General features: G+C 61.2%; 15 protein-coding genes. 6 read left to right on the top strand and 9 right to left on the bottom strand.

Annotated elements, in window-relative coordinates; translation table 11 throughout:
* Positions 1–37 precede the first annotated feature (37 nt).
* Positions 38–211: a DUF1328 domain-containing protein gene (locus tag A7X77_RS11985; protein ID WP_064683146.1), complete on the top strand. Its 174-nt coding sequence runs from the start codon at positions 38–40 to the stop codon at positions 209–211.
* Between the two features lie 92 nt (positions 212–303).
* On the opposite strand, the gene A7X77_RS11980 is transcribed toward A7X77_RS11985, so the two are convergent.
* From A7X77_RS11980 to tal, 3 genes are all read right to left on the bottom strand, one after another.
* Positions 304–747: a DoxX family protein gene (locus tag A7X77_RS11980; RefSeq protein ID WP_064683145.1), complete on the bottom strand. Its 444-nt coding sequence runs from the start codon at positions 745–747 to the stop codon at positions 304–306.
* Positions 748–816: 69 nt separating this feature from the next.
* Positions 817–1,485, bottom strand: coding sequence for a DUF1345 domain-containing protein (locus A7X77_RS11975; RefSeq protein WP_156668106.1), 669 nt, complete (start codon positions 1,483–1,485; stop codon positions 817–819).
* A 93-nt stretch (positions 1,486–1,578) separates the two neighbouring features.
* Positions 1,579–2,544 (bottom strand): transaldolase, encoded by a 966-nt coding sequence (gene tal, locus A7X77_RS11970; protein ID WP_064683143.1) that lies wholly within the window; start codon positions 2,542–2,544, stop codon positions 1,579–1,581.
* Between the two features lie 422 nt (positions 2,545–2,966).
* Here tal and A7X77_RS11965 point away from each other — a divergent pair, with 422 nt between their 5' ends.
* Positions 2,967–3,944 carry a sugar-binding transcriptional regulator gene (locus A7X77_RS11965; protein WP_064683142.1) on the top strand — a complete coding sequence of 326 codons (978 nt, stop codon included), beginning with the start codon at positions 2,967–2,969 and terminating at the stop codon, positions 3,942–3,944.
* A gap of 79 nt (positions 3,945–4,023) precedes the next feature.
* Positions 4,024–4,464 carry a hypothetical protein gene (locus A7X77_RS11960; RefSeq protein ID WP_245293744.1) on the top strand — a complete coding sequence of 147 codons (441 nt, stop codon included), beginning with the start codon at positions 4,024–4,026 and terminating at the stop codon, positions 4,462–4,464.
* 12 nt (positions 4,465–4,476) lie between these two features.
* Here the strand turns inward: A7X77_RS11960 and A7X77_RS11955 are convergent, their stop codons facing one another.
* Both A7X77_RS11955 and A7X77_RS11950 read right to left on the bottom strand, forming a co-directional pair.
* Complete coding sequence (locus A7X77_RS11955; RefSeq protein WP_064683140.1) at positions 4,477–5,349, bottom strand: methylated-DNA--[protein]-cysteine S-methyltransferase; 873 nt, start codon at positions 5,347–5,349, stop codon at positions 4,477–4,479.
* A gap of 78 nt (positions 5,350–5,427) precedes the next feature.
* Entirely contained in the window at positions 5,428–5,925 is a 498-nt protein-coding gene (locus A7X77_RS11950) for a DUF2244 domain-containing protein (protein WP_064683139.1), read from the bottom strand.
* Between A7X77_RS11950 and nth the strand changes: the two genes are divergently transcribed.
* Complete coding sequence (nth, locus tag A7X77_RS11945) at positions 5,924–6,730, top strand: endonuclease III (RefSeq protein ID WP_197486829.1); 807 nt, start codon at positions 5,924–5,926, stop codon at positions 6,728–6,730. The genes A7X77_RS11950 and nth overlap by 2 nt on opposite strands.
* Here the strand turns inward: nth and A7X77_RS11940 are convergent.
* Complete coding sequence (locus tag A7X77_RS11940; RefSeq protein ID WP_064683137.1) at positions 6,695–7,273, bottom strand: TetR/AcrR family transcriptional regulator; 579 nt, start codon at positions 7,271–7,273, stop codon at positions 6,695–6,697. The genes nth and A7X77_RS11940 overlap by 36 nt on opposite strands.
* 82 nt (positions 7,274–7,355) lie before the next feature.
* Between A7X77_RS11940 and A7X77_RS11935 the strand changes: the two genes are divergently transcribed.
* A complete protein-coding gene (locus A7X77_RS11935) occupies positions 7,356–7,781 on the top strand; it encodes a VOC family protein (protein WP_064683136.1) in 426 nt (141 codons plus the stop codon).
* Positions 7,782–7,784: 3 nt separating this feature from the next.
* Here A7X77_RS11935 and A7X77_RS11930 read toward each other — a convergent pair whose 3' ends face one another.
* Complete coding sequence (locus A7X77_RS11930) at positions 7,785–8,498, bottom strand: sulfate transporter family protein (protein ID WP_064683135.1); 714 nt, start codon at positions 8,496–8,498, stop codon at positions 7,785–7,787.
* 235 nt (positions 8,499–8,733) lie between these two features.
* On the opposite strand from A7X77_RS11930, the gene A7X77_RS11925 reads away from it, so the two are divergent.
* Positions 8,734–9,588 carry a MurR/RpiR family transcriptional regulator gene (locus A7X77_RS11925; protein ID WP_064683134.1) on the top strand — a complete coding sequence of 285 codons (855 nt, stop codon included), beginning with the start codon at positions 8,734–8,736 and terminating at the stop codon, positions 9,586–9,588.
* A 28-nt stretch (positions 9,589–9,616) separates the two neighbouring features.
* On the opposite strand, the gene A7X77_RS11920 is transcribed toward A7X77_RS11925, so the two are convergent.
* Positions 9,617–11,200: an FGGY-family carbohydrate kinase gene (locus A7X77_RS11920; RefSeq protein WP_064683133.1), complete on the bottom strand. Its 1,584-nt coding sequence runs from the start codon at positions 11,198–11,200 to the stop codon at positions 9,617–9,619.
* The gene (locus tag A7X77_RS11915; protein ID WP_064683132.1) at positions 11,200–11,889 is read right to left on the bottom strand and encodes an HAD family hydrolase; all 690 of its coding nucleotides are present in this window, start codon (positions 11,887–11,889) and stop codon (positions 11,200–11,202) included. Before A7X77_RS11915 ends, A7X77_RS11920 begins: the two co-directional genes overlap by 1 nt.
* Positions 11,890–11,911: the final 22 nt, after the last annotated feature.

Genomic DNA, 11,911 nt, shown 5'->3' with positions numbered 1-11,911 from the left:
TGCGGCGTCTTCTCAGGCAAAAGCAAAGGATGACACCATGCTAAAATGGGCTCTGATATTTCTCGTGATTTCTATCATCGCCGGCTTCTTCGGTTTTTCCGGTGTTTCCGCAGCCACGGCGACCATCGCTCGCGTGCTCTTCGGCATCGCCCTGGTGATCTTCCTGATCTTCCTCGTCCTTGCACTGTTGGCCGGACAAGCAGTTCTGTAAGTTGCGGCCAGCGGCATTCGGCAAGCCTCCGGCCCGAAGCCACCTCTCGCTCTCTAACCGGCCTTTCGATGGCAGCGGCAGGATTGCGCCTGCTATAACATCGCCCTTAGCCAGCGGTGCAACCGATCGGTCCGCTTCTTCAGCAGATGGCCGATCGATATCGATCCGGCGCCCGCAGCCACCAGGACGAACATGCCTCCGGCAATCGCCAGATCCTTCTCGAAATGCAGGAGCTCGTTGTGGCTGGCAAAGTTGGTGTGGAAGAGAAAGGCGGTTGCCAGACAAAAGAGTGCCAGCGCCAAGGCACCGATCCGGCTGAGGAACCCGGTCGCAACGCAAAGGCCGGCGCCGATCTGAAGGACGATGGTGGCAAAGGCGATCGGCGCCGAAAGACCCAGTTTTTCGAAGGTGTCTATGGTCGCAGCGAGATCGGCCGCAAGCGACAACCCCTCGTGCAGGAAGATCAGCGACAGCAGAAGCCTGCCCAGGAGAAGAATGAGATCGGCCGGCGGCAGCCGGCTTGAGGCGCTTTCCATCTTACCCTCCGGTCGAAAGGCGGCGATCGGCCAGCCGCTCTTGCTTGCGCTTTTCTCATGGAAACCGCATTATAGCAGGCTAGCGCCGACATTGATCGCCAGCGCCAGGATCGTCGTATTGAACAGGAAAGACAGCACGGCATGCAACAGCGTCAGCTTACGCATGCCGGTCGACCCGACTGCAACATCCGCCGTCTGCGCCGCAACACCGATGGTGAAGGAGAAATAGAGGAAGTCCCAATAGCTGGGCTCTTCGATCCCGTCGGGAAACGTCAAGCCGCCCCCTTCCTCGGCCCCGCCATAAAAATAATGGGCATAGTGAATGGTGAAGAGCGTGTGCAGAAAAATCCAGGAGATCAGGATCGTCAGCACGGCGCCGCCTGCCCGCGTGAGCGCGACGTCGGGTGTAGCCTCCTTGATCGAATGAAGCTCGAGGCCGATGCCGGCGATGCTGGCAACGGCTGCGCCGATCGAAAGAGCCAAAAGGACCGTATCGGAAAAATCGAGATCCGCAGCGCGTTCGCGGATGCTTTCGATTGTCGCCTGCAGCATCTTGCGCCAGCTGAGCACGATGAACACGCCGGCGCTCGCATTCCATCCGAATAGGATGTTGCGGGCGCTGACCTCACGCGATGTCACCAGCAGAAAGACCGCAAGCCCGGCCAGGAAAGCGATGATGAAGCTTGCATGTCTTCGGAAAAACGTCGCCAAAGAACTTGCCCGCTTCTCTTGCACTATCGTCGCCTCCGGCCGCATAGGCCGTTGATATCAGCACGAAAAAGGCGTGGAGGCCAGCCGGCCTCCACGCCTCCAATAGTTTGCGCACCGCGATCAGGCGGCAGCGAGTTGCAGTTCCTTCTGCACCATGCTGCGCAGCGTCGTCAGGTCCTTGGCGAAGGCGCGGATGCCTTCGGCGAGCTTTTCCGTCGCCATCGCGTCTTCGTTCATCATCCAGCGGAAGGTCTTCTCGTCGACCGAGATCTTGGCGTCGGGCTTGCGGCTCTCCGGCGACAGCTTGCGCTCCAGCTTGCCTTCATCCTTGGAAAGTTCGTCTAGCAGAGCCGGGCTGATGGTCAGCCGGTCGCAGCCGGCAAGGGCTTCGATTTCGCCGGCATTGCGGAAAGAGGCGCCCATGACGATCGTCTTGATGTCGTTAGCCTTGTAATAGTTGTAGATGTCACGCACGGAGATAACGCCCGGATCTTCCTCGGCGGTGTAATCCTTGCCGGTCGATTTCTTGTACCAGTCGAGAATGCGGCCGACGAAGGGCGAGATCAGGAACACTTTGGCATCGGCGCAGGCGATCGCTTGGGCCTTGCTGAAGAGAAGCGTCAGGTTGCAGTCGATGCCCTCCTTCTGCAGCACTTCGGCGGCGCGGATGCCCTCCCAGGTGGACGCGAGCTTGATAAGAATGCGGTCCCGTTCGATGCCGCGATCCTTGTAGGCGGCAATGATCGAGCGCGCCTTGGCAAGTGAAGCCTCGGTGTCGAAGGAAAGGTCGGCATCGACCTCGGTCGAGACCCTGCCGGGGACAAGCTTCACCAGCGCAGCGCCGACCGAGATCGCGAGGCGATCGGCGACGGCGGAGGAGACGGCTTCAGGATTGCCGCCCTGCGTCTTGCCCCAGGCGACGGCTTCCTTGATGGCATCGGCAAACATCGGTGTGCCGAGCGCCTTCAGCACGATGCTCGGATTCGTCGTGCAATCGACCGGCTTCAGGCGCGCGACCGCCTCGATGTCGCCGGTATCGGCGACGACGGTGGTGATCTCGCGGAGTTGGTCAAGCTTGGATGTCATGGTCAATAATCCTTGTTGAACTTGGGCTGCGACCGGCGCGAGTTCCGCCCGGCAAAGGTGATCTACCGACAGGCTGTCGGCATGCTGCAGGCAAAAATGCGCACATCCGTCACGGATGATTCATAAACGTGAAGGACAGTGGCCGTGTTCCCGCGGGCAACCCGCACGCCGAACGCAAGCGATGTCGCCTGCGGCTGGAAGGCCGGTCGTGACTTTCGGCATGCCCGCACTATGTCCTCCTCGGACGCACAGAACGACTTCGTGTCGCCGGGACTATCGCCATTCGCCCGAGGAAAAGTCAAGGACATTTGTGCATTTCAATTGACATAAGTGTCACGCCCGTCATTATCCTCGCAACAAACGCGCCGCGACAGCCATTCATCCCTGATGGGATTTAGGGCAGGAACTCGGCTGGAGGACATGTGGTCAAGCTCAAACGCGGCACGCATACGGCCTATTCGGAGGCATCCTCGCTACGGCTGCGGGCCGCGTGGCTCTATTACAACGAGGGCCTGACGCAGAAGGATGTCGCCGAACAGCTCGGTATCAGCCGCACCACCGTCATCCGCCTGCTCGACGAGGCGATGAAGCGCAGCGAAGTCCAGATCTGGATCAACGATTCGATCGGCGATTGCGTCGAGCTTTCGGTGAAGCTGGAGCGCGCCTACGGCCTCGACGAGGCGATCGTCGTGCCGGCGCCGGTCCACGGCGACGTCGCCTCGCTGGCAAAGAATGTCGGCCTGGCGCTTGGCCAGTTCCTTTCCGAGGCCATCCCGGACGACTATACGATCGGCGTCGGCTGGGGCCGCACGATGACCGCCTCGCTGTCGAGCTTCCGGCCACCGCGCCGCGCCAATTGCAAGGTCGTGTCGCTGCTCGGCGGCATCGTCGCCGTCCACCAGACGAATCCGATCGATTATACGTGGCGGCTGGCAAATCAGCTCGGCGCCGAATGCTATATGTTCCTGGCACCGCTTCTGGTCGATTCCGTCGAAACCAAGCGCAATCTCATCGAGAAGTGCGGCTTGGACACCATCTACCGGCTCGCCGAGAATCTTGATCTGGCGATCGTCAGCTGCGGCGATATCGGCCCGCATTCGACCTCACTGTCGGAAGGCTGGATATCGAAAGCCGAACTGCAGGAACTGATCGACGCCGGCTGCGTCTGCGACACCATGTTCAACTTCCTCGACAGAGATGGCAATTCGGTCGACCACTCGATCAATCGTCGGGTGATGTCCGTCGATCTCGACACGCTGAAGGAAGCCAAGCACATCGTACTCTCCTCCGGCGGCGCCCATCGGGCCGTTGCCATCCGCGCCACAATCAAGCGCATCGGCTGCAATACGCTGATCACCGATGAAAGTGCGGCGCGAGAACTATTGCGACTGGCGGAATGAGTTCATGCTTTCACTCGATAGTCGGCGTTGGGATGAATTACGGCATTGCTACGGCCCTGCGAGGGATACGCCTAAGCTAATGAAAAATCTCCAAGAATCGCCTGAACCAATGCCCGCTCCTAACGCAGAACCCTGGTTCAGTCTGTGGTCAAGCCTTTGTCATCAGGGTGATGTCTACACGGCTTCATATGCGGCCGTTCCCCATATCGTTAGAATCGCACTCACCACGGCAACTCCGATCGATTTCTCATTCTATCAGTTACCGGCCAGCATTGAGGTTTCTCGGAAGACAGGGCGAGGGCCGGAGCTACCGGCTGATCTGGAAGAAGCCTATCGACACGCGATCGCACCCCTGACCGAATGTGTAAGCCTTCATCGCCATGAAGCATGGGATCGGTGGACCTTCCGGTCGGCAAGCGCAGCCCAGGCAGTCGCTAAAGGGCACATCGATATCGCGGAGGCCTTATCGAATCTGGATGATGACATCATCGCTCGGATCATCAATTCCGATTTCGACTAGTTCCGACATGTATCAGGCGTGGGCCGATTCCCAGCCGAGCATGGCCCGCTTGCGGGTCAGGCCCCAATGATATCCGGTCAATGCTCCGTTCTTGCCAAGCGCGCGATGGCAGGGCACGACGAAGGAAATCGGATTGGCCCCGACGGCGGCGCCGACAGCGCGCATGGCGGTCGGCCGGCCGATATCCCTGGCGATATCGCTATAGGTCACGGCCTTGCCGAACGGGATCTTCAGCAGACTCTGCCAGACGCTGACCTGGAAATCCGTTCCGATCAGGACGACCCGCAACGGCTGGTCCGACGTCCAGCGGCCCGGCTGGAAGATGCGCTCGGCATAGGGAGCCGTCGCCTGCGGCTCCTCGACGTATTCGGCATTCGGCCAACGGCAGGTCATATCTTCCAGGCAGGCCTTTTCGTCGCCGCCGTCGCTGAAGGCAAGGCCGGCGAGGCCGCGATCCGTGACCATGACGAGGGCCGCACCGAAGGGGCAATAGTGGAAGCCGTAGCGGATCGTCAGGCCGCCGCCCTTCGCCTTCCATTCGCCCGGAGACATCGCCTCATGGGTGACGAAGAGATCGTGCAGGCGGCTCGGGCCGGAAAGCCCGATCTCGATGGAGGTTTCGAGCAAGGGCATCTCTTCCTTGCGCAGCAACCGCTTGGCGTGGTCGAGCGTGACGGCTTGCAGAAAGGCCTTGGGAGAGAGGCCGGCCCAGCGGGTGAAGGTCTTCTGAAGCTGCGTTGGGGACTGGTTCAGTCGCGCCGCGATCGCTTCCAGCGAGGGCTGGTCGCGATATTCTTCGCTGATGAGTTCAATGACCCGACGGACGGTGTCGTAGTCGGGGCCGCCGGGGGTGATATCTGTGTCGAGCTTCGCGATCATATTCATCGTTTTTCTCCTTTAGACAGGAGATAATCAAGGGCGGACGGCCAAACCACCCGATTCTTGCGCCTCCGGCGGATCGGTTCAGAGACGTTGCTTGACCGTGGCGAGCGCCCCTTTGAAAGCCTTGGCGAAGCTCTCGCGGTCGTGAGGGTTCAGGAAGGAGCCGACATCCGTGCGCCGGCCCTCGCCGAAAATCTGCATGGAGAGGATGCCGATTTCCTGATGCCGGCGGACGAGGAAACGCGCCCAGAACGGGTTGAAATGATGCTCCACCATCCGCCCCGACGGCGCAAACTTGCGCACCGAAACATCCGTGCGCGACACCGTGACTTCCTCGCGTGCCCTTCCGGAGCGGTAACTCAGCCAGAAAGCGCCGTAAAGCAGGACGAAATCCAGCCCGAAGAAGAAGCCGATCGGCCAGGCGCCGGTCACGGTGAAGAACATGCCGTAGAGAAAGCAGACGGCGCCCGACAATATGAGCAGCACCCTGAAGCCCTTGCGCCCGAGCGATCGGTGGGGAAAGAGTTCGGCTGCGAAAACAGGCTTTTCGTTGAAGCTGTCGGCGTTGCTTTCCATCATGGCCGTTGAGTATAGATTCTCTATGGCGAATCCGAAACTCAAAACCGTTGTCAAACCGTCGCAAAACTCGAATGTCATCACCCGCCGCAAACCGGCAGCGGCGGTGAAAACCGCCTATTCCGTGGCTGAGCGCGAGGAGATCTTCCGCCGTTTCTCGGTGCAGCGGCCGGAGCCGAGGGGCGAACTCGAGCATACCAACCCCTTTACCCTCGTCGTCGCCGTGGCGCTTTCCGCTCAGGCAACCGACGCCGGGGTCAACAAGGCGACGCGGGCGCTCTTCAAGGTCGCCGACACGCCGCAGAAAATGCTCGATCTCGGCGAGGAGAAGCTCCGCGATTACATCAAGACGATCGGCCTTTACCGCAACAAGGCAAAGAACGTCATCGCACTTTCCAAGATGCTGGTCGACGAATTTGCAGCCCAGGTACCGGAAACGCGCGAGAAACTGGTCCGGCTGCCCGGCGTCGGGCGCAAAACCGCCAATGTCGTGCTGTCCATGGCCTTCGGCCAGGCGACGATGGCGGTCGACACACACATTTTCCGCATCGCCAACCGCATCAGGCTGGCCCCCGGCAAGACGCCCGACGAGGTCGAGGCGCGGCTGATGAAAGTTGTTCCGAAACACTACCTCTATCACGCCCATCACTGGCTGATCCTGCACGGCCGCTACACCTGCAAGGCACGCCGCCCCGAATGCGAGCGCTGCGTCATCGCCGACATTTGCAAATCGCCGGAGAAAAGTTCAGATATTCCCGCGCCGCTCGTCGAGCTACCGCCGCAGGTGATCGGCGAGGCCGTCGAGTAAGACGGCGATCGCCTGCTCGTAATCCCGCCTGTCCCCGCCGGCGTCGATCGCGATCGCGGCGCGGTCGAAAGCTGCCGACAGCAGTGACGTCAGCGGGTCGAGCAAGGCGCCTGCCTCCGGCAGAAACGTCGAAAGTCCTTCCCGTAAACTCTTCTCCGCATTCTCCGCATCCAGTGCGGCGACCACCGGCGATCCGAGAACGGCGGGCGCTTCCATTAACAGCAGCCGTGTTCGCCCTGGCTGCGCCATCGCGGCGAAATAGGCCGAAGCGCCGGCGATCAGTGCCGCCCGCGCTCCTTGTTTCGGCGCCGAAGACGCCTCGATTGCCTTGGCCACTTCTTGGGCCTCGCATGCGATCACCGCGTGGAACAGTGCCTTCTTGTCCTCGAAATGGTGATAGAGCGCCCCGCGCGTCACCCCTGCCGCCGCGACGATCTCAGGCGTCGCCGTTTCGGCATAACCTTTGTCGACGAAGATGCGCCGCCCGGCGTCGATCAGCGCCTGCCTTGTCTGCTCGGTTCTCTCGCGATTGCTGCGGCCCATATGGTCTATTTACATACAAACTGAATGTATGTTAATACGCAAAAACATACAGACTGCATGTAAAAAAGGAGGGAAGCAAGAGATGAAATCGGCCAGCTATTATCCTGTAATCATGACGGGCGACGTTGAGGGCACCGCCGCCTTCTACTGCGCCAACTTCGGCTTCAAGCCGCTTTTTGAAAGCGACTGGTACGTTCACCTGCAATCGGTCGAGACGGAGCATGTCGCGCTCGCCATCCTCGACGGCAGCCACGAGACCATCCCTGCCGCCGCGCGCGGTGAGGTTCGCGGCTTGCTGCTCAATTTCGAGGTCGAGGATGTCGATCGCATCTACGAGGCCTGCCGGAACGCTGGCCTGCCGATTTTGAGAGAGATCCGCGATGAGGATTTCGGCCAGCGGCATTTCATCACCGCTGATCCGAACGGCGTGCTGATCGACATCATCAAGCCGATCCCGCCGAGTGCGGAATTCGCCGCGATGTACGACGCCTCCGCCCTGCCCGGCTGACACTCAGGCTCGCGAACCGGTGTCGCGAGCCGCAATCAGCTTGTGCAGATGCACCATCATGCCGGCGGCAAAGAGCGGCGTCAGCAGATTGACAAAGGGGATCATCAGGAACAGCGCAATCAGCAGCCCGCCGAGAAAGACGGTGGGCGCATGCTTGGCGCGAAAAAGCCGCGCCTCCTGCGGCGGGCGGAAGCGCATGGCGGCGAATTCAAAGAATTCCCGTCCCAGTAGGTAGCCGTTCACCAGAAAGAAGGCGACCAGATTGACGCCGGGAATGAACAGCAGCAGCAAGGCGACGATATTGCCGAGGATCACCACGCCAAGGAACTTGATCGAGCTTGCCATCGCCGGTCCGAACGGCATGGCGGTGCCCGGTGCGTCCGTGGGATAGTCGCGTTTTTCGATAACATCGGCGACATCGTCGAGAAACAGGCCTGCGATCAAGGCCGTGACCGGCGATAGCAGCAGCGCCAGCAGGAGCGCCAGGCCGATGCCCGCAAGGATCGCGAAGACCAGGGTGAGCCACCCCGCCCATTCCGGCAGATCGGGAAAGAAGCCCGTCAGCCAGGGAAAGAGGAAGGCCATGAAGGCTCCGCGCAATGCGAACCACAGGCCGACCAGCACCAGAATCGTCAAGCCGAGCACTTTCCAGAAGACCGAACGCGTTTCCGGCGCGAACAGGTTGGCGAGCGATAGTCGAGCGGCGTCAAGGATCATTTCTTCAGCGTCTCCGGTTGCGCAGAAGATGTAGGAAAGGCGAATGCGACCGGCAAGAGAGAATAAAATTGCAGGCTGTAATAGAAACTTGTCGCAATATAAGTGCTAATATAATATTATGGCCAATAGAAATAAGCATGGGCCTGAGAAGCAGCTTCCGACAATAGTTGCAAAGACAAGGGATCGCGATAGCGCATCCACGGAACGCCTCTGAGGGAAGACGGGGGAGGCTGACGTGGAAGATTTTGTGCACAAACTCAGGCAATACGTTAAAAGCGGCACACCTGCCGAGCGTCGTATCGCAAAATATTTCTCCGAACACCTGAATGACCTGCCGTTCGAGACGGCGGCGTCGGTTGCCGACCGGCTGGATCTGTCGCCGATGACCGTCGGGCGCTTCCTGCGCGCGCTCGGTTACCAGGGGCTGGACAGCGTCAAGGTGGAGATCCGCGAGACCGTGACGACATCGCCGGCGCAGTTGCAGAGTGCCATGAGTGAGCTGCATGCGGATGCCGCGGAAGGCAAACCGCTCGCCGTGCTGGTCGCCGAACAGATCCAGGCGCTCCATCATATCTATCATCTGACGGCGCAGCCGCACTGGTCCGAAGCCGTCAGCCTGATCAGAACCGCCCGGGAGGTGTCGATCGCCACCCACGCGCGGCTTGCAAGCCTTGCCAATCATTTCTGCCAGCGGCTGACACAGGCCCGCGATGGCGTGCGCACGCTCGACGGCGCCGACAACCGTTTTGCCGACCTCTTTGCCCGGCTGGCGGTCGACGACGCGCTGCTCGTCATCATCGACTGTCGCCGCTTCGCCAAGGCGCGCCTGCTTGCCAGAACCGCGCGGCGCTACGGCTACAAGGTCGTCCTTATTTCACCGCAGCAGGCAGATTGGATGGCGGATCAGTCGAACGTCATGCTGCCCCTGCCGCCCGCCCGCGCCCCCGATCTCGACAATCTTCCACCGCTGATCGCGCTGCTCGATTGCCTGTCGGAATCGGTCATCCTCGAAGTCGGGGAAGAGGCCGCGCTTCGCCGCCGCCGCATGCTGGAATTCGCAACCGTCCTCGGCGAGACGGCCAACCACTGAAACAGCGTCAAACACACGCTTTCGACGGCTACCGCATCGCTTCCAGCTCGGCGCGGTGCCGATACATCGCCAGAAGGCGGCGATAATCGCGGTCGTAGAGGGCCTGTTTCGCCCTGTCGGGCAGCCGTTCCTCGCCGCCCGGATACATCGCCTCGCCGGCCGCCGCCAAATCCTTGTGCAGACCGCAGGCAACCGATGCCGCGATCGCCGTGCCGAGCAGCATCGCCTCGTTCATCTTCGGCACCACGACCCTGCAGCCGGTGGCATCGCTATAAAGTTCCATCAGCACGGGGTTTTTCACATGCCCGCCGGCGACATGCAGCGTGTCCGGCACGAAGCCATATTCCTTCATTTTCTCCAGGATATGGCGAATGCCGAGCGCAATAGCCACCGCAGAACGCCAATAGAGCGCGCAGAGCCCGTCGAAGGAGGTATCAAGCGTCAGCCCGCTGACGACGCCGACCGCATGCGGGTCGGCGCGGGGCGAACGGTTGCCGTGAAAATCGGGCAGCACGAAGATGCGCTCCCCGAAAGCATCGCCTTCCTCGGCCCGCAATTCGGCAATGCGCGCGACGATCCTCTGATGCAGCGCCGCCGTCGGCTCGCCGCCGGCCGCATGCATGCGCACCATATGGTCGAGCAGCGCCCCGGTCGCCGATTGCCCGGCCTCCACCAGCCAGGATTGCGGGAAGACCACTTCGTAATAGGGACCCCACATGCCGTGGCTCGGTTTGCGGTCCTGCGAAAAGGCGACGATGCAGCTCGACGTGCCGGCGATCAGCGCGAGCTGATGCTCGCGTTTCACGGGATCGGCGGCATAACCGCCGAGTGCGCCGAGCGCGCCGGCATAGGCGTCGATCATCCCGGCTGACACGTGGCAATCTGTGGTCAGCCCAAGGGCTGCCGCCGCCTCCGGCGTCAGCCGGCCGACGCTGCCGCCGACCGGCGTCGTCTCATCCGGCAGGCGCCCGCGCGCCTGAAGATCTTCGAGACCGATGCGCTGCAGGAAATCCTGCTGCCAGCCCTTTTCGAGATGGGCGAGATAATTCCATTTTGCCGTCAGCGTGCAGCGCGAGCGGGCGAGCGATCCGGTCGATTTCCATGTCATGAAATCGGCGAGATCGAAGAAGTAACCGGCCTTTTCCCATGTGGCGGGCAGCTTCTTCTTCAGCCACATCAGCTTCGGCATTTCCATTTCCGGTGACATCACGTGGCCGGAATGCTCGAGCACCCCGTGCTCCGTCGCCGTGCAGAAATCAGCTTCCTTCAGCGCCCGATGGTCGAGCCAGACGATCGTGTCGAAACGCGGCTCGCCGCCGGTGGAAACGCTGATCTGCCGGCCCTCGACGTCGCGCACGACAAGCGAGCAGGTGGCGTCGAAACCAATCGCGCCGACCGAGGCAGCGGCAATGCCGGATTGCGCCATCGCGCGACGCACCGCCGTACAGGCAGCCGACCAGATGTCTTCGGAATCGTGCTCGGCGTGGTTTTCGCGCGGCCGGTTCATTGCGATCGGATGTTCGGCCTTGGCGAGCAGACGGCCGGCGGTATCGAAGACACCGGCGCGGGCGCTGCCGGTGCCGACATCGACCGCAACCACATGATCACGCATCAAATCTTCGTCCCGTCCAGCTTATGGTTGCGGACAAGGTGTATCAAATCCGGCATGGCGTCAAACATGACCTCCGGCGAAAGCCGGTCGAGTTCGGCACGGTATCCGGCGAAATTCGCATGCGATCCGCCGGTGAAGGCAAAGACCGTCATACCCGCCGCCTTGGCGGCGGCAATGCCGGCCGGACTGTCCTCGACGACGACACAGGATCCAGGTTCGACTTGCATCTCGCGCGCCGCATGCAGGAAAAGATCGGGCGCCGGTTTGCCGCGCTTGACCATCGTAGCGCTGAAAATATCGGGCAGCCTGTCGAGAAGGCCGGTGACGGAAAGCGACAGCCGGATTCGCTCCATCTGGCTGGACGAGGCGACGCAGCACGGAATGCCGAGCCGGTCGATCGTCGCGGCGATGCCGTCGATCGGCTTCAATTCGGTGCGGAAGCGAGCGTAGAGATCTGTGCGGATGCGTTCGAGGAATTCCTCGCTGGCATGGATGTTGAATTCGGTTTCCAGCGTATCGATGAGCGTCGACAGGCTGCGGCCGAGAAAGCGCTCATAGGCCTGATCTTCACTGATCGAGACGCCGAGATCGTTCATCGCGCCGACGAGGACGCTGATCGAGATCGGTTCGCTGTCGACGAGCACACCGTCGCAATCGAAGATGACCAGCCGTGGTTCAGCATCAGCCATGAAAGACCCAACCTGAGTTCAA

It is taken from the genome of Rhizobium bangladeshense (assembly GCF_001662075.1).
Lineage (GTDB): Bacteria > Pseudomonadota > Alphaproteobacteria > Rhizobiales > Rhizobiaceae > Rhizobium > Rhizobium bangladeshense_B.
Note: the sequence above shows the minus strand (reverse complement) of the source record. Positions and strands in the feature narration are given on the sequence as shown.